Origin of the sequence: Variovorax sp. OK212 (genome assembly GCF_900112425.1) — a bacterium.
Taxonomy (GTDB): domain Bacteria; phylum Pseudomonadota; class Gammaproteobacteria; order Burkholderiales; family Burkholderiaceae_C; genus Variovorax.
In genome coordinates, this window is sequence record NZ_FOLP01000022.1 from 14072 (window position 1) to 31117 (window position 17046).

Sequence of the window (17046 nt, forward strand, 5' to 3'; positions counted from 1 at the left end):
TGCAGGCCCGTCGCCCCGCACTTCAGCGACCCGAGAAATCGGGTGCCCGCTTCTCCGCGAACGCGCGGAAGCCTTCCGCGTAGTCCGCAGTTGTTCGCAAGTTGCGGCCCAGGTTCTCGGCAATGGCCAAACCTTCGTGGGCGCCCGCGCCGGATGACCTGATCACCGCATCGCGCAGCGCCTGCACCGCGAGCGGCGCGTTGCGCGCGATACGCTGCGCCATGGCGCTCGCGGCCTCGTCCAGCAGATCGCGCGGCACCAGCTTGTTGACGAGACCGATGCGCAGTGCCTCTTCGGCGTCCAGTGATTCGCCGGTCAGCAACAGCTCCAGCGCGCGGCCCAGGCCGACGATGCGCGGCAGCCAGTAGATGGCGCCGCTGGTGGGGATGATTCCGCGCGTCACCTCCGGCAGCGCAAACACGGTTCCCTCGGCCGCGATGCGCAGGTCGCACGCCAGCGCGAGCTCCAGCCCGCCGCCGCTCACGCGCCCGTGCAGCGCGGCGATCACCGGCTTGCCCAACTCGGGCGGCGGCACGTACAGCAATCGCCGCCGCTCGCCTGGCAAGGCCTCGTGGCGCCGCGCAGCATCGCGTTCGACATCGTCCTGCCTGGCAGCGGCTTCGGGCAGGTAGCCGAAGCCGGGGTGCGTCTCGCCGATGTCCATGCCCGAACAGAAGCTCGGCCCTTCGCCCGACAGCACGGCGACGCGCAGCTCGCGCGCCAGCATGAAGTCATGCCAGATCTCGCCGAGCCGGCGCATCGCGCGGGGGTTGAGGGCGTTGTGGCGCTGCGGCCGGTCGAGCGTGACGCGCGCGATCGGGCCGTCGGCCTCGTAGCGCACGGTCTCGCCGGTCATCGCTTCGCTTCCGGGTCGAGGCCGGGCACGAGCACCACGCCGCGCGCGGCCAGCTCCGCGATGCGCGCCGCATCGAAGCCGAGCGACGCCAGGATCTCCGCCGAATGCTCGCCCAGAGCCGGCGCATGGCGGCGGATCGAGGCCGGCGCGTTCTTCATCCGGATGGGCGTCGCCAGCAAGCGGGTGTCGCCCGCAACCGGGTGCGTGTGCGGCACCAGGCACTCTCGCGCGCGCACCTGCTCGCTCTCGGCGGCTTCGGCCACCGTCAGCACCGGGCTGATGCAGACTTCCTTGTCCTTCAGTTGTGCGAACCATTCGTCGCGCGTGCGCGTGAGGAAGATGCGCCGCAGGTCGGCGCGGATCTCTTCCTGCCGCGTGTCGTCCGCGTACTGCAGCTCGGTCCATTCGGGCCGCCCCAGCGCATTGCAGAGGTTGCGATAGAAGTGCGATTCGATCGCCGAGATGGTGACAAAGCCGCCGTCCGAGGTCTCGTAGATGTCCGACCACGGAAAGCGCCCGTTGTGGCGCTCTTCGCCGCGCGTGGGCGCGGTGCCGCTGCCCACGTAGGTAGAGAGCGCCGTCACGGCCAGCGAGAAGGCGCTGTCGAACAAGGCGATGTCGATGTATTCGCCCTCGCCCGTGTGCTCGGCACGCCGCAGCGCCAGCAGGATGCCGATGGTCGCCATGTGCGCGGCCGCGAGGTCGGAGATCTGCGGCCCCGTCATCGCGGGCGCTTCGCCACGCCGCCCGATCAGCCCCAGGATGCCGCTGACGGACAGGTAGTTCGGGTCGTGCGCCACAACGTCGCGCAGCGGCCCGTGCTGCCCGAAGCCCGACAGCGCGCAATAGACGATCTTCGGGTTCGCCGCGCGCACGGCGTCGTAGTCGATGCCCAGGCGGCGGACCACGCCGGGCCGGAACTGCTCGAACACCACGTCGGCGCGCTTCGCCAGGTCGAGGAAGATCGCGCGGCCTTCCAGGGACTTGAGATCGATCGCCAGGCCACGCTTGTTGCGGTTGATCATCATGTGGCGCGCCGACACGCCCTTCGTGCGCGGCTCCACGCGGCGGAAGTCGTCGCCGGTGCGCGTGTCCTCGATCTTGATCACGTCGGCGCCGAAGTCGGCCAGGATTTGCGTGGAGACCGGCCCCGGCAGCTGGCGCGAGAGGTCGAGGACAGTGACGCCCTCGAGCGGCAGGGATTTCATGCGTTGGCTTTCTGTGGAAGATAGAGATGTCTTCTTCATTCGACACGCGCGCCCGAGTCGCGCACGACCTTGGCCCATTTGCCTGCCTCGGCGCGCACGTAGGCGGCATAGGCATCAGGCGTGGCGGACGTGGGTTCGGAGCCGCCGGTCTGCATCTGCTTGCGGACCTCAGGTATCGCGGTCACCGCCGTCATCGCGGCATTGAGCTTGCGCACGATGTCAGGCGGCGTGCCGACCGGCGCGAAGATGCCGTACCAGCCCTGCACCTCGAAGCCAGGCACGCCGGCCTCGGCCAGCGTCGGAATGTCGGGCGCCGCGCCCGCTCGCTTCGAACCAGACACGGCCAGCCCGCGCAGCACGCCGGACTTCACCAGCGGCAGCCCGGTGGGCAGCGTGTCGAACATGATTTTCACCTGCCCGCCCGCGAGGTCCGCCAGCGCGGGGCCGCTGCCCTTGTAGGGGATGTGCCGCATGTCCAGGCCGGCCATGCTCTTGAAGAGTTCCACCGTCAGGTGGCCGAGCGAGCCGTTGCCGGCGGACGCGTAGGCGGCCTCGCCGGGATGCGCCTTGGCGAGCGCGATGAGCTCCTTCGCGCTCGACACGCCCAGCGACGGATGCACCACCAGGATGTGCGGCATCGATCCGATGGGCGCCACGGGCACGAAGTCTTTCAGCGGTTCATAGGCCAGCTTGGGATAGAGCGCCTGCGCGATCGCGTGCGTGGCGACCGAGCCCACCACCAGCGTGTAGCCGTCGGGCGCGGCCTTGGCGGCGATGTCCGTGCCCAGCGTGCCGCCCGCGCCGCCGCGGTTGTCGATGACCACCGGCTGCTTCAGCTGCTCCGCGAACTGCACTTGGACCACGCGGGCCATGTAGTCGGAACCGCCGCCCGGCGGAAAGGGCACGATCAGGCGGATCGGGCGGTTGGGGTAGCCCTGCGCCCACGCGCCCGCGGTGCCCAGCAGGGCCAGGCCGATAGCGGCCAGCCACTTGTTCCAGCGGTTCATGCGCTCTCTTTGTCCATGTCCGCGACGGCGCGCCGGTCCAGCAACCGCTCGATCTCGTCCGGCGCAAAGCCGAATTCGCCGAGGATTTCCAGCGTGTGTTCGCCCAGGCGCGGCGCAGGGCGCTTGTACTGCGCGGGCGAGCCGTGGAAATTGACTGGCAACGCCAGCATCTCGAAGCGGCCCGCGCTCGGGTGCTCCATCGCGATCACCGATCCGTTGTGGCGGATCTGCGGGTCGTGGCGCAGCGCCTGCACCAAGTCCTGCACACGCGCGGCCGGCACGCTGAAGCGTGCGAACAGAGCCATCAGTTCGTCGGCGCCGCGCCGGTCGAACTCGGCCTGGAGCTCTTCATCGACGAAGACGCGGTGGGCGCAGCGCGCGACGTTGCTCACGCTGCGAGCGTCCGACGCGAGGTCGGGCCGCTCCAGCGCCTTGCACAGGGACGTCCAGAACTTTTCCGTGAAGCACGCAAGGAAGAACAGCACGCCGTCCTGGCTGCGGAAGTTGCGGTAGGGGCAGAAGCTCGGATGGCCGCTTCCCAGCCGGGGCGGCGCCTTGCCGGTGACGAAGGTCTCGCCGTCGCGCGGCAGGGTGCTGAACACCGTCGCGCCCAACAGCGACAGCTCCAACCGCTGGCCTCGCCCCGTGCGCTCGCGATGCAAGAGCGCGGCCGTGACCGAGAACGCGAGCAACGCCGCCGCATTGAAATCGGGCAGGGGCGTGCCCACGCGCACCGGCTCGCTGTCGGGATGTCCCGTCATTGCCATCGCGCCACTGAGTGCCTGGATGATCGGATCGTTGGCCGGCAGGTGCGCGTAGGGGCCGTCCTGGCCGAAGGCTGAGATGCTCGCGAACACGATGCGCGGATTCACCGCGCGCACCGCCTCGTAGCCGATGCCCAGGCGGTCCATCGTGCCCGGGCGGAAGTTCTCGGTGATCACGTCGGCCTGCGCAGCCATGCGCAGAAACGCCTCGCGGCCCTCGTCCGTCTTGAGGTCTAGCCGCACGCTGCGCTTGTTGCGGTTCTGCGAAAGAAAGTTGGCGCTTTCCTTGCCGACATAGATCGTGCCCATACTGCGCGACAGCTCGCCGTCCTGCAGTTCCTCGATCTTGATCACGTCGGCGCCGATGTCGCCGAGCATCATCGTGCCCACAGGGCCTGCGGTCATCACGGTGAGGTCGAGCACGCGGTATCCCGACAGGGGCTGCGCGGAAGGCGAGGCGGACATGGGGGTTCCTGGCGATGAAGGGGAATCAGTAGTCATGGCGGGCAAGCTCCGGGCCGCTCTCGCCGCGCCGCACGGTGTAGCTGTGCGTCAGCGCCGCCTCCTCGGCGGGGTGATCCAGTCGGTAGTGGGCGCTACGGGTCTCGTTGCGGTGGAGGCAGGCTTGCAGCACCAGTTCGCTGGCCAGCGCCATGTTGCGCACGCTGAGCGTTTCCATCAGCGTGTCGGGCGTCGCGCCGCCGCTCGCCGCGATCTCGTGCTGCACGGCCCGCACGGTGTCCAGCGCCGAGCGCAAGCCGCCAGCGGTCTTCTCGACCAGGCATTCGCGCTGCATCGCGCGACGTACCTCCCGTGCGAGTTCGGCGGTCCGGCTCGGCCGCATCGGGCGGTTCAGCAGCCCGCCGAGCTCGCCCAGCGAGCGGTCAAGGGTTGCCGCCGGGGCGCGCGGCCGGCCGGCCATCGCCAGCGCGCGCCGCGCGGCGGCGACGCCGCTGCGGTGGCCGAACACCTGGCCCTCGGCCAGCGAATTGCCGCCGGGCCGGTCCGGCCCGCGCACGCCGCCCGCGAGTTCACCGATCACATAGAGACCAGGCACCGTGCTTTGCGCGTCGCCGTCCGTCATGCGCACGCCGCCGTTCATGCACTGGAAGGCGACGCCGACTTCCAGCGTCTCGCGCCGCAGATCGATGCCGCGCTCGGTCAGCCAGCGCAGGGTGTTGGGCAATTGCACGGCCAGCGCTTCGGAATCGACGTGCGCGAACGAGAAGAACACGCCGCCATGCGGCGAGCCGCGCCCGGCGCTCACCTCGTGCGCCATCGCGATGTCCAGGTAGCGCGAAACATTGGTCGCTGTGAAAGGGAATCCTTTCTCGTCGTAGACCTCTTTCGCGCCGACACCCTGCGGAAGATAGTCCCCCAGGAACTCGCGGCCCTGCGCGTTCAGCAGCTTCGGGTACAGCCGGAAGGCGGAACCGCTGAAGAGCTGCACATAAGGATGCACCAGCGCCGGCCCGACCTGGTGGAACTCGAGATTCACCAACTCCGCGCCGTGGCGATAGCAGATCGCCTGGCCGTCGCCGGTCATCTCCGCCGTGGAAACCTGCAGCTCGAAGGCGCTGTGCAGGCCGCCCGTGCCAAGCACGACCGAAGGCGCGTCGTAGTGCACCAGCGTGCGCTGCTTCGCGTCGTAGCCTAGCACGCCGGCCACGGTGCCATCCGCGTCGCGCACGAGGTCCACCAGCGCGATGCCTTCGTCCACCTGCACGCCCGCACGCAGCATCTCGTCCGAGAGCGCCTCCACGAAGGCCTTGCCGGTCTTGCCCCGCACACCAAGCGCGCGCGCATGGCTGCCGAAATCGCTCTGGATCAGCTTGTAGCCCGCGCCCTCCTGATCGAAGGGCACGCCCATCGCCATCAGGTCATGGATGCGCTCTGGCGCTTCATCGGCCAGCACGCGCACCAGCGATTCGTCGATGAAGCCGCGGCCCGCGCGCATCGTGTCGTCGAAATGCTTCTGGCGGCTGTCGTCGGCCACGCCGAAGCCGGCCGCACCCATGCTCATGATTTCGCTGGCGCCGTGCACCGTGCTGCCGCCGGACTTGAACGCGGCTTTGGTGAGCAGGCGCACGTTCGCGCCCTTCTGGCTGGCGGACAGCGCGGCGCGGCTCGCGGCGCCACCGCCGCCGACCACGAGAACGTCCGCACTGCGCCTGGCGATAGCGAGAGAAGTTGCCGCCATGCTCAGCCCACCATCTCGCGCGCGACGATGTTGCGCAGGATCTCGCCCGTACCGCCCAGGATCTGGAACACCTTGGCTTCACGGAAGTGCCGCTGCATCGCGTACTCCATCGAGTACCCATTGGCGCCCATCACCTGCAGGCCCTCCAGCGCGACCTTCATGTACGTATCGCCCGCCAGGAACTTGGCCTGCGCCGACTCGACATTGCATTTCTGGCCACTGGCCAGCAGGCTCGCCCCGCGGTAGGCCAACAGGCGCGCGCAGTCGATCTGGGTTTGCAGCTCCACCAGCCGGTGGCTGATGGTCTGGAAGGACGCGATCGAGCGGCCGAACTGCTTGCGCTCCTTCGCATAGCCGAGCGCGAGGTCCAGCGCGGATTGCGCCGCGCCCACCACGATGGCCGCCAGCGCGATGCGCTCCTTGGCGAGCACCCCCATCAGCTGGGTCCAGCCACGGTGCAGGTCGCCTATCAGCTGCGCCGCCGGCACGCGCGCGTCGACGAAATTGATCTCGCACGAGCGCACCATGTGCCCGCCCAGCAGATCGATGGGCCGCACCTGCATGCCTGGGGTCGGGTTCGGCACCAGCAAGAGGCTGATGCCTTCGTGCTTGCCCTCGCCCTTGTCCGTGCGGCAGGCCAGCAGCACGTGGTTGGCCTGCACAGCGCCGGTGATCCACATCTTGGTGCCGTTGACGATGAAATCATCGCCGTCTCGCACCGCGGTCGTCTTCAGGCTCGCGGCGTCCGAGCCCGAGCCGTTCTCACTCAGCGCGAAGGAGAAGAAGGTCTTGCCCTCGCTCAGCAGCGGCAGCAGCTTCTGCTTGATGGCCGGGGGCGCCAACTGCACCAGCGCGCCTCCCACCATGTTCACATTGATGTTCCAGTAGCGGGCGAGCGTGCTGCTGTGATAGCCCATCACCTCCAGCATGCCGATCATGTCCATGTAGCCACCGACACCGCCGTACTCCTCGGGCAGCGTGACGGCGAACCAGCCCTGCTTTCCGAGCAGGTCGACGAGCTCTCGGGGAAAGAGCTTCTCCTCGTCGTGGCGGCGCAGATAGTCCGGCGTCGCATGTTGGGCCAATGCGCGGTTCACGCTCTCGCGGAACTCGAACTGCTCGGGGGTCAGGTAGGGCGCAAGGTCGCGGCGGCCCATGAGTCTTTCGAAGTTTTCCATGCGGGTTTTCTCGTTGTCGGTTTCGATCAGGCGGCCTTCAGGGCGCGCACGTTCATATCGCGCACGTTCACGTCGGCGGCGACCAGTGAGTAGAGGCTGGCGAGGAAGCCCTGCCCGTAGGGGTTGGCAGAGCTCAAGTAGCGCGGGTTCGGGCTACCGACGTTGACGATCAGCGGGCCCTTCTGCTGGTGGTGCAGGGTGCCGTCGCGCAGGTCGAAATGGTGGCGAAGCACGTACTCGAGCGCGCGCACGCCGGCCTCTTCATAGGTTTTTTCCAGCAGGCCGAGCTGCCAACCCTTGACGAAGCCGTAGCCGATCATCACGGTCGCGCTGCTGTCGATCAGCGAGTAAGCGTCGTCCACCGTCGCGCGCCAGAAGCCGTCTTCCTGCAGCGCGAGCAGGCTTTCGCAGCTCTTGCGAAACATCGCCAGCAGCTTGTCGCCCGGCGGCACGACTTCCACCGTGTCGACCACCCCGGCCAGCCACCAGCCGTTGGCGCGGCCCCAAGCGGTGCCGTCGATCCACACATCGATCTTGCAATAGCTGTCCTCTTCCGGCACGGCGGCATTCAGCACGTGCCGGATCAATCCCGTTGGCGTGGCGAGCAGCTCGTAGGTACGAACGAGGTCCGAGATCGCCCTGCCGCCCTCCCCCATGATCGCGAGCGAAGGCGGCACCATATAGGCGGTGTCCGCGAAGATCCAGCCCGGCGTGCTCGGTGCCGTCGAGAAGACCGGCGCACCGGCCACCTCCACGCGCTCCTTCAGGTAGATGGGCAGCGCCTCGCGTGCCTCCTCCTCGTAGCCCGCCAGCACGAGCGGGCGGATGCGCGACATCGAATCGCTGATATTCGGATGCGCGACGATGCGGCCCAGCGGGTGCTTGCTGCGCGGGATGTTGCCGGTGCCCGCGAGCGTGTGCCTGAGCTGCTCGTCCAGCATGGCCGTGTGCCCCGACAGGTGCATGCCGTTGAGCATGGCGGCGTGCTTGCCGCCGGTGTCGATGGGCTCGCGCAGGCCGCGCTCAAGAATCTTGCGAACGATGGTTTCTGGCATGGGAAAAGCTCCTGGAATGAAGAGAAAGCCGCATGGGCTCCGGCGCGAACAGGCGTGCATCCATTACGCGGCAGGCCGTCGCGACGCGCAGCGGGAAGCCCACGTGCGGGCGGATCTGGGTTTCGATGTCGATGCCCGGTGCGACCTCCGCGAGCACCAGGCCGTGCGAGTCGAGGGCAAACACGCAGCGCTCGGTGATCACGCGCACGTGCGCGCCGCGCGCGAAGGCCGTGGGCCCGTGCAGGTTGATCTGCTCGATGGCGGGCAGCAGCTTGCGGTGGCGCCCCTCGCGCGCGATGCGCAAGAGCGGTCCGCCGGCAGCGTCATGCGCGATCTCGACAGCGAAGGAGCCGCTGGTCAAGGTCCCGCACAAGAGGATCTTCCGCGTGCGAAAGGTAATGTCCACGAAGCCGCCCGGCCCGCGGATGGCGCCGTTAAAGCGCGCAACGTTGGCGTTTCCCGCGCCGTCGATCTGCGCGAAACCCAGCAGCGTCGCGTCGAGGCCGCCGCCGTGATAGAAATCCAGCAGATCGGCCGAATCGATGATGGCCTGCGGATTGAAGTGCGCCCCGAAGGCGCCGGTCTGGCCCGGCACGCCCATGGCCGGAATGCCACCCAGGGCGCCATGCTCGACGCTGAAGGTCAGAGCGCCAAGAAAACCTTCTTCCGCCGCGATGGCCGGCAGTTGCGAGCCGATGCCGACGCCGAGATTCACCACGTCGCCACGCTCCAGCTCCATCGCCGCGCGGCGCAGGATGATCTTCTGGTGGTCCAGCGCCATCGGCTGGGGCGCCGGTGCGCTGCGCACCGCACCGGTGAATGCGGGCTCGTTACCGATCTGCGTCTGGATCGCTTGCTCGTCCACCACCACCGCGTCCACCCAGATGCCGGGAATCTCCACCTGCCGCGGATGCAGCGAGCCGCGCGGCACGATGCGCTTGACCACGGCGATCACGCGCCCGCCGCAGGTGCGCGCGGCCATCGCCATGTGCCGCACTCCACCGGTGATCGGCTCGTCCTCGAGACTGATGTTTCCGTCCTCGTCCGCGACGGTGCCACGAACGATGGCGACATCGAACTTCATGCTGCGCACGAAGATGCAGTCCTCGCCGCCCACGTTCACGCGGTGCACGAGGTCCAGCGACTCCGCATCCGGATGCACACGGATGTCGCCGGCCTCGGGCGCCGCCGGGTCGAAATAGGTGCCCATGCCCACCTGCGTCAGCAGGCCCGGCGAGCGCGCGGCGCATTCCCGCATCCAGCGGAACATCACGCCCATTGGCAGCACGTAGGTTTGCACCTCGTTGCGCATCGCGCTGCCGATGAGCCTCGGCGTGTCTCGCACGTTGTGAGACGACGCGATCAGGCGCCGCATCATGCCCTTGCCGGCCAGATGCTCGAGGCCCGTCGCCGTGCCGGGCGCGGACCAGCCGGTGCGGCACGGGCTGACGACCGTCAGCGCGTTCGGCGCGCCGGTGGCCTCGAAGCGCGTTTCCAGCGCCTTGAGCACGGCCTCGGTAGACAGCAGCGACACCACGCCGCAGATGGCGACCGTATCGCCGGAGTTCACGAGTTGCGCGGCCTCGGCCGCCTGCATGACCTTCATCGTGCTCAATCCGCCTTGAGCCCGGCGCGCTGCACCACGTCGCCCCAGCGCGTGATCTCGCCGCGAATGAAGGCGTCGAAGTTCTTCGGCGTGTTCGGCGAGAACTCCGCGCCGAGCCCGGCCATGCGCGTTTTCACTTCCGGCAGCGCCATGATCTTCGTGATCTCTGCGTTCAGGCGCGCGACGATCGGCGCCGGCGTGCCCTTCGGTGCGAGGAGGCCGGCCCAGGCCACGGCCGCGTAGCCGGGCACGCCCGATTCCGCGATGGTCGGAAGATCGGGCGCGGCGGGCGAGCGCGCCGCCGAGCTCACGGCCAGCGCGCGCAGGCGTCCCAGCTTGACCTGCGGCAGCACCGACACCATGGATGCGAACATCATGTTCACCTGGCCGCCCAGCAGGTCGGCCTCCGCCGGCGCGCTTCCCTTGTAGGGCACGTGCACCAAGTCGAGATCGGCCATGGTGGCGAACATCGCTGCGGCCAGGTGCTGCGACGAGCCGTTGCCTCCGGATGCATAGGTCACGAAGCCCGGCTTCGCCTTGGCGAGCGTTACCAGTTCGGCGACGCTCCTGGCCGGCACCGTCGAATGGACCACCAATATGCTGGGCTGCGAGAGCAGCAGCATGATTGGCTCGAAGTCTTTCAGCGTGTCGTAGGGCAGGCTCTTGTACAGCGCGACGTTGCTCGCGTGCCCGGGTGCCACGATCACCAGCGTGTAGCCGTCGGCGCGCGAGCGAGCCACGGCCTCGGAGCCCAAGATGCCATTGGCGCCCGCGCGGTTGTCGACGATCACCTGCGTGTTCAGCGCGGGCCCCAGGTGCTGCGCGATCATGCGCGCCGCGATGTCCGTGGTGCCGCCGGCCGCGAAGGGAACGACGATGCGGATGGGCCTGGTTGGCCAAGCTTGCGCCAAGGCGGGGCCGAAAGACGCGCAGAGCGCTGCTGCCGCTGCCAGCGCGAACGCGCGGCGGTCAAGGAACTTCATGGGGTCTCCTGAAGGAACTACAAGATCGGGAAGAGGCAGGTGCGAGGGATCATCAGTAGCGAGCGTTCCCGGCTTCAATCGGCGTTCGCACCCGACATTTCGACCAGCGTTTTCCAGCGCGAGATCTCGCTGACCATGAAGTTGCGGAATTGCGCCGGTGTGTCGACGGCCGGCTCGGAACCTTGCTCGGCCAGTAGCATCTTGGTCTCCGGCTGCTTGACGATGCGGTTCAGGGCCGCATTGAGCTTCGTGATGATTTCCGGCGGGGTTTTCGCGGGTACGAGGATGCCGTTCCACAGCGTGACTTCATAGCCTGGCAGGGCTTCGCTGATCGCAGGTACCTCGGGAAGTTGAGGCGAGCGCTTCGTCGTCGTGATGCCGATCGCCTTGAGCTTGCCGCTCCGGATGTGCGGAAGCACGTCGACCAGCGGAGAGAACACGGCCTCGATCTGCCCGCCCAGCAGGTCCATGATGGCGGGGCCGCTGCCCTTGTAGGGCACATGCAGCATGTGGCCGCCGGCCATGCTGTCGAACAGCGCGCCCGCGATGTGCAGCGATGAGCCGCTGCCCGCGGATCCGTAGCGCACCTCGTTCTTGGGGTCCCGCACGTAGGCCAGGAACTCCTTGAGATCGTTGGCTGGCACCTTGGTGCTGACGACCAGCGCGTTCGGGATGTACGCCACCTGGGAGACCGGTGCGAAGTCCTTCATCAGGTCGTAGGGCAGCTTCTTGTACAGGCTGATGTTCGTCACGTGCGTGCTCGTGGCAAGGAAGATGGTGTAGCCGTCGGGCGCCGATCGCGCGACGTAGTCCGCGCCGACGTTGCCGCCCGCGCCGCCGCGGTTGTCGACCACCACCGTCTGGCCAAGTTCGTCCTTGAGCTTTGCGGCCAGCATGCGGCCGGTGACGTCGGTGCTCCCGCCCGCCGCGAAGGGCACGACCAGTGTGATGGCCTTCGACGGCCACGGCGCCTGCGCCGAAGCCACGAGCGAAAGTCCGCAGGCCAGGGCCGTGGCGGCACGAAGAATGAACTGAACTGAACGCATGCAAGTCTCCATTGGTGTTTCGGCTCCCAATCACTTTTCGCACGCCTATGCAGGGAGTGAAGAAATCTTATAGAGCGGGCCGCTGCAAGACGATTGCCGATTTGGCCGCTTCCTATGTCTTGTTGTTAACCTGCGCGCGTGCGCCGTTCGAGGCCACGCAACAACTCGGCACGTCCGTTGTCCAGCACCACGGCGTTGCGCGTTGCGACGCGCGCCCTGAACAGCACCGCCCCGCCCTCCTCCCAGATCTCGGTGGTGATGCGGTCGCCCGGGAACACCGGAGCGGAGAAGCGCGCGTGCATCGATGCGAGGCGCGCGGGGTCGTAGTCCGCACGGGTCCTGAGCAAGGCATGCCCCACAATGCCGTACGTGCACAGGCCGTGCAGCACGGGACGGTCGAAGCCGGCCGCGCGCGCGGTGGCGGGGTCGGCATGCAGCGGATTGAAGTCGCCGTTCAGGCGGAACAGCAAGGCCTGCTGCGGCAAGGTCTCGATGTCGCAGACGGCATCCGGCGCGCGGGCGGGCAAGGCCTGCACGGCGTGGACTTGGCCCGGCGGCCCGTCGTAGCCGCCGTCCGCGCGGCAGAACATGCTGGCCGTCAGCGTGCACACGAGCTCATCCGAGACCGCATCGCGCAATCGGCGCTCGAAGTAGACGATGGCCCCTTTGTCGCGGCCCTTGTCGACGATGTCGGTGATTTCGAGCTCGCCGATGAGTTCGCCCGTGGCAGCCAGCGGCCGGTGCATACGCAGGCCCTGCTCGCCGTGCACGCACTTCGCCGGGGTGATGCCGGCGTCCGCGCGATACAGCCAGCCGAAGGGCGAAGCCAGCACGGTTGCCATCGTCGGCAACGCGCGCAGGCGCGTCTCGTTCACGAAGGCCAGCTGCGACGCGTCCATCGGGTTGGCGCCAAGCCCCACGCCGAGCGCATACAACTGCGTGTCGGCCGCGCGGTAGGCATGGCGCAGCGGCGGCTCGCGCCAGTCCTTCAGCTTCCGGTAGTCCAGTGGCAAGGCGGCCTCAATCGACGCGCGCGCCTGCGAGGTCCACCAGGGAGCGCCACTTCGGCACTTCGGCGGCCACGAACTTCCTGAACTCGTCCGGCGTCTCGATCAGCGGTTCCGACCCCTGCTCGGCCAGCAGTCTTTTCGTTTCTTCCTGCCGCAGGATCGCGCCGATCGCGGCGTTGAGCTTGGCGACGACCTTGGGCGGAGTCTTCGCCGGCGCGAAGATGCCGTTCCAGAGCACCACGTCGTAGCCCGGCAGCGCCTCGCCGATCGCGGGAAGCTCCGGCAACAGCGGAGATCGCCGCTTGCTGGTCATGCCCAGCGCGCGCAGCTTGCCGGCCTTGATGTAGGGCAGGGCGTCGACGAAGGGGGAAAACACCGCCTGGATCTGCCCGCCCAGCAGGTCGACCAGCGCGGGGCCGCTGCCCTTGTAGGGCACATGCACCATTTGCCCCTTGGCCATCTTGTTGAAGACTTCCGCAGCCAGATGCGGCGACGATCCGCCGCCCGAGGAGCCGTAGTTGACCTTGCCCGCCGGATCACGGATGAGCTGGATGAACCCGGCAAGATCCTTCGCGGGCACGGACGGATGCACCACCAGCACGCTGGGAATGAAGGCCACCGGCGCCACCGGCACCAGGTCGCGCACGAAATCGTAAGAGAGTGACTTGTAGAGCGCCATGTTGGTCACGTGGCTGCTGGTGGCCAGCAACAGCGTGTAGCCGTCGGGCGCGGCCTTGGCCACCATGTCGGCACCGATGTTGCCGGCGGCGCCGGCGCGGTTGTCCACCACGAAGCTCTGGCCGAGCTGTTCTCTCAGCTTGGCGGCGATCATGCGCGCGGTCAAGTCGGTGCTGCCGCCGGCGGCAAAGGGCGCGATGATCGTCACCGGTTTCGCCGGCCAGGCGTCGGCGGCGGCGGCAGAAAGGGATGCGAAGGCCGCGCCGAGCGTGCCGAACGTGCAAAGGCCCGCGAGCGCGAGGTGCGCGATTCTTGTCGTCATGTCTGTCTCCGGTGGGGTCGGGGAAACTACTTGCCGCTGAACACGGGCTCGCGCTTCTCGATGAAGGCTGCCATGCCCTCCTTCTGGTCCTGGGTCGAGAACAGCAGGTGCAGCGCACGTGTCTCGAGCGTGAGCGCTGCGTCGAGCGGCATGTCCATGCCGCGCAGCACCACGTCCTTGATCTGCTGTACCGCCAGCGGCGACATCGCGGCGATCCGGGCTGCGATGGCGACTGCGTGGGGTTCGACCTCTTCGTCTGCCACCACTTCGCTGACCAGACCCATCGCTTCGGCGTCGCGCGCACTGAAGGGGTCGCCGGTCAGCAGGTAGCGCATGGCCTTGTGCTTGCCGATGGCCTGGGTCAGGCGTTGGGTGCCGCCGCCGCCGGGGATGATGCCGATCCTGATCTCCGGCTGACCGAATTTCGCCGATTCGCCGGCGATGATGATGTCGCACAGCTGCGCGAGCTCGCATCCGCCGCCCAGCGCGTAGCCTCGCACTGCCGCGATCATCGGCTTCGGGCTCGCCGCGGTGGCGCGCCACAGATCGAGCACGCCGCGCTTCATCATCTCCACCGTGCCCGCGCCGGCCATCTCCTTGATGTCGGCACCCGCCGCGAAAGCCTTCTCGTCGCCTGCCAGCACCACGCACCGCACACCGGGATCTGCGCTGCACGCGGCGATGTGCTTCACCAAGAGGCGCCGCACCGCCATGTTCAGCGCATTGCGCGCCTCGGGCCTGTGGATACGCAGCAACCGGACGCCTTCGGCCGGCGACTCGACCATGATTTCGGCGCCGCTCATGACAGCGTCGGCTCGCGCTCGCCCGCCACCGCCCCGCAAGCCAGCAGCGCATCGATCTCGCCGGGCGCGAACCCGAACTCGCGCAGCACCTCGATGCTGTGTGCGCCCAGCACGGGGGCGGCCCGCTCGTAGCGCGCAGGCGTACCGTGAAAGTTGACCGGCAGCGCCAGCATCTCCACCGTGCCCGCCGTCGCATGCTCTACCTCGATCACGGTGTTGTTGTGGCGGCACTGCGGATCGTTGCGCAGCGCGTGGTGAAGATCGTGCACCGGCGCGGCGGGTACGTTGTATTCCTCGAAGCGGGTCAGCCATTCGGCCAGGGGCCTTTGCGCGAAGACGGCCTGCAGCTCCGCGTCAACGAAGGCCCGGTTGGCGCAGCGCGCGACGTTGGTCGCGGTGCGCGGTTCCGTCTTGAGATCGGGGCGTTCGATCGCATCGCAGACCGCGGCCCAGAACTTTTCGTTGAAGCACGAGAGGAAGAAGAGCGCGCCGTCCGACCCCTTGTAGTTGCGGTAAGGCACGAAGGATGGGTGTCCGCTGCCCAGGCGCGGCGGCGCCTTGCCGGTACGCAAGGTCTCGCCGTCGCGCGGTATGGCGCTGAAGATGGTGCCGTTCAGCAGCGACAGGTCCAGCCGCTGCCCTTCGCCGGTGTGCTCGCGGTGCAGCAGCGCCGCGCAGATACCGAAGGCCATCAGGGCCGCCGCGCCGAAGTCCGGGTAGGGGTGGCCCACGCGCACCGGCTCGCCGTCCGCATCGCCCGTCATATGCATCAGGCCACTCAGCGCTTGGATGATCGGATCGTTGGCCGGCAGGTGCGCGTAGGGGCCGTCCTGGCCGAAGGCCGAGATGCTCGCGAACACGATGCGCGGATTCACCGCGCGCACCGCCTCGTAGCCGATGCCCAGGCGGTCCATCGTGCCCGGACGAAAGTTCTCGGTGATCACGTCGGCGGCGCGCACCATGCGCAGGAAAGCTTCGCGGCCTTCGGGCTTCTTCAGGTCCAGCCTGACGCTGCGCTTGTTGCGATTCTGAGAGAGGAAGTTTACGCTTTCGTCCCCCACGTACAGCGTGCCCATGCTGCGCGACAGCTCGCCGTCCCGCAGCTCCTCGATCTTGATCACGTCGGCGCCGACGTCGCCGAGCATCATCGTGCCCACCGGCCCGGCCGTCATCACGGTGAGGTCGAGCACCCGGTAGCCCGACAGCGGCAGGCGCGGTTTTCGCTGCCCGCTCATTCGCCGGCCCCTCCCGGCGACTTCCTCGTGTCCGACTTCTTCAGCGCGGCGGCGATGCCGTTCGACATGTTCTGCATCGTCTTGCCGAAAGTGGGCCCGTCCATGTACTGCACCTCGAAGTTGCTGCGTTCCACGACGCTCTTGAAGGCCGCCGTCCGCATGGCCTTCTGCAGGTGGTCGTTGAGGTAGGCATAGACGTCTTCGGGCAGCCCGGCCGGCGCGACGATTCCCTTCATGTTCTCAAGGTAGACGTCGTAGCCCAGCTCCTTGAGCGTCGGCACGTTGGGGAAGCCGGGGTAGCGGTCGTTCGAACTGAGCGTGAGCGGCGTCATCTTTCCACTGTCGATCCAGGGCTTGAGCTGGTCGGGCGAGCCCAGCGCGATCTGCACCTGGTCGCTCAGCAGCGCCGTCATCACATCGGCATCGCCCTTGTACGGCACATGGAAGGTGTCGATGTCGGCCGCCTTGTTGACCATCAACATCATCGAGTGCGTAAGGCTGCCGACGCCCGAGGTGCCATAGGACATCTTTCCCGGATGGGCCTTGGCGTAGGCGACCAGTTCCTTGAAGCTCTTGATCGGGCTGTCGCTTTTCACGGCCATCATCATGCGCAACCGGATCACGTGCGCCACCGGCCGGAAGCTCGCCGCCAGGTCGTAGGGCACCTTCTGGTGATTGGGCAGCGACGTGCTCTCGCTGCCGCCGGCCACCAACAGCGTGTAGCCGTCGGGCGCGGCGCGCGACACTTGATCCGCCGCGATCACGCCGGCCGCGCCAGGCCTGTTGACCACCACGATGGGCTGAGGCATCGCCTCCTGCGCGCCCGCCGCGATGGCCCGCGCGATGACGTCGGTCCCGCCCCCTGCGCTGAAGCCAACGATGAGCTGGATGGGCTTGGTGGGCTCCCATGCCAGCGCCTGAGTCGCGAAGGCGCACAGGCCGATCAGGCATGCGCCGATGAGCTTCGAACTTTGCATTTTGTCTCCTACAGTTCTGTTTCGATGGCCCCGGACGTCGAGGTTCAGGGCCGGCCGGAAATCTTAGGTACCAGTGCCGTGCGAGACGATTGCCGTTTTGGCTGCGCCCTATGTCCCA

At 67.9% G+C, this 17046-nt stretch carries 15 protein-coding genes; all 15 read right to left on the bottom strand.

Going from position 1 to position 17046, the window contains the following annotated elements; genetic code table 11:
- Positions 1-22: 22 nt before the first annotated feature.
- Positions 23-856, bottom strand: a complete 834-nt coding sequence (locus BM004_RS34350) for an enoyl-CoA hydratase/isomerase family protein (RefSeq protein ID WP_093220281.1) — start codon at positions 854-856, stop codon at positions 23-25.
- Complete coding sequence (locus tag BM004_RS34355) at positions 853-2064, bottom strand: CaiB/BaiF CoA transferase family protein (RefSeq protein WP_177206704.1); 1212 nt, start codon at positions 2062-2064, stop codon at positions 853-855. The genes BM004_RS34350 and BM004_RS34355 overlap by 4 nt, the downstream gene beginning before the upstream one ends.
- 35 nt (positions 2065-2099) lie before the next feature.
- A complete protein-coding gene (locus tag BM004_RS34360; protein WP_093220286.1) occupies positions 2100-3071 on the bottom strand; it encodes a Bug family tripartite tricarboxylate transporter substrate binding protein in 972 nt (323 codons plus the stop codon).
- On the bottom strand, positions 3068-4300 hold the full coding sequence (locus tag BM004_RS34365; RefSeq protein WP_093220289.1) for a CaiB/BaiF CoA transferase family protein: 1233 nt from the start codon (positions 4298-4300) through the stop codon (positions 3068-3070). Before BM004_RS34365 ends, BM004_RS34360 begins: the two co-directional genes overlap by 4 nt.
- Positions 4301-4325: 25 nt before the next feature.
- Positions 4326-6035, bottom strand: coding sequence for an FAD-binding protein (locus BM004_RS34370; protein WP_093220291.1), 1710 nt, complete (start codon positions 6033-6035; stop codon positions 4326-4328).
- 2 nt (positions 6036-6037) lie between these two features.
- The gene (locus tag BM004_RS34375) at positions 6038-7213 is read right to left on the bottom strand and encodes an acyl-CoA dehydrogenase family protein (protein WP_093220294.1); all 1176 of its coding nucleotides are present in this window, start codon (positions 7211-7213) and stop codon (positions 6038-6040) included.
- Positions 7214-7239: 26 nt separating this feature from the next.
- Positions 7240-8268, bottom strand: coding sequence for a glycoside hydrolase family 88 protein (locus tag BM004_RS34380; protein ID WP_177206705.1), 1029 nt, complete (start codon positions 8266-8268; stop codon positions 7240-7242).
- The gene (locus tag BM004_RS34385) at positions 8237-9874 is read right to left on the bottom strand and encodes a CoA-transferase (protein WP_093220299.1); all 1638 of its coding nucleotides are present in this window, start codon (positions 9872-9874) and stop codon (positions 8237-8239) included. The genes BM004_RS34380 and BM004_RS34385 overlap by 32 nt, the downstream gene beginning before the upstream one ends.
- Before the next feature lie 5 nt (positions 9875-9879).
- Entirely contained in the window at positions 9880-10857 is a 978-nt protein-coding gene (locus BM004_RS34390; RefSeq protein WP_093220301.1) for a tripartite tricarboxylate transporter substrate binding protein, read from the bottom strand.
- 74 nt (positions 10858-10931) lie between these two features.
- Positions 10932-11903: a Bug family tripartite tricarboxylate transporter substrate binding protein gene (locus tag BM004_RS34395; protein WP_093220304.1), complete on the bottom strand. Its 972-nt coding sequence runs from the start codon at positions 11901-11903 to the stop codon at positions 10932-10934.
- 125 nt (positions 11904-12028) lie between these two features.
- Complete coding sequence (locus BM004_RS34400; protein ID WP_177206706.1) at positions 12029-12916, bottom strand: MaoC family dehydratase; 888 nt, start codon at positions 12914-12916, stop codon at positions 12029-12031.
- A gap of 7 nt (positions 12917-12923) precedes the next feature.
- A complete protein-coding gene (locus BM004_RS34405) occupies positions 12924-13913 on the bottom strand; it encodes a tripartite tricarboxylate transporter substrate binding protein (protein ID WP_093220306.1) in 990 nt (329 codons plus the stop codon).
- Positions 13914-13939: 26 nt separating this feature from the next.
- The gene (locus BM004_RS34410; RefSeq protein ID WP_093220309.1) at positions 13940-14716 is read right to left on the bottom strand and encodes an enoyl-CoA hydratase-related protein; all 777 of its coding nucleotides are present in this window, start codon (positions 14714-14716) and stop codon (positions 13940-13942) included.
- Positions 14713-15951 (bottom strand): CaiB/BaiF CoA transferase family protein, encoded by a 1239-nt coding sequence (locus tag BM004_RS34415; protein ID WP_093220311.1) that lies wholly within the window; start codon positions 15949-15951, stop codon positions 14713-14715. Before BM004_RS34415 ends, BM004_RS34410 begins: the two co-directional genes overlap by 4 nt.
- Complete coding sequence (locus BM004_RS34420; protein ID WP_093220313.1) at positions 15948-16928, bottom strand: Bug family tripartite tricarboxylate transporter substrate binding protein; 981 nt, start codon at positions 16926-16928, stop codon at positions 15948-15950. Before BM004_RS34420 ends, BM004_RS34415 begins: the two co-directional genes overlap by 4 nt.
- Between the last annotated feature and the right edge of the window lie 118 nt (positions 16929-17046).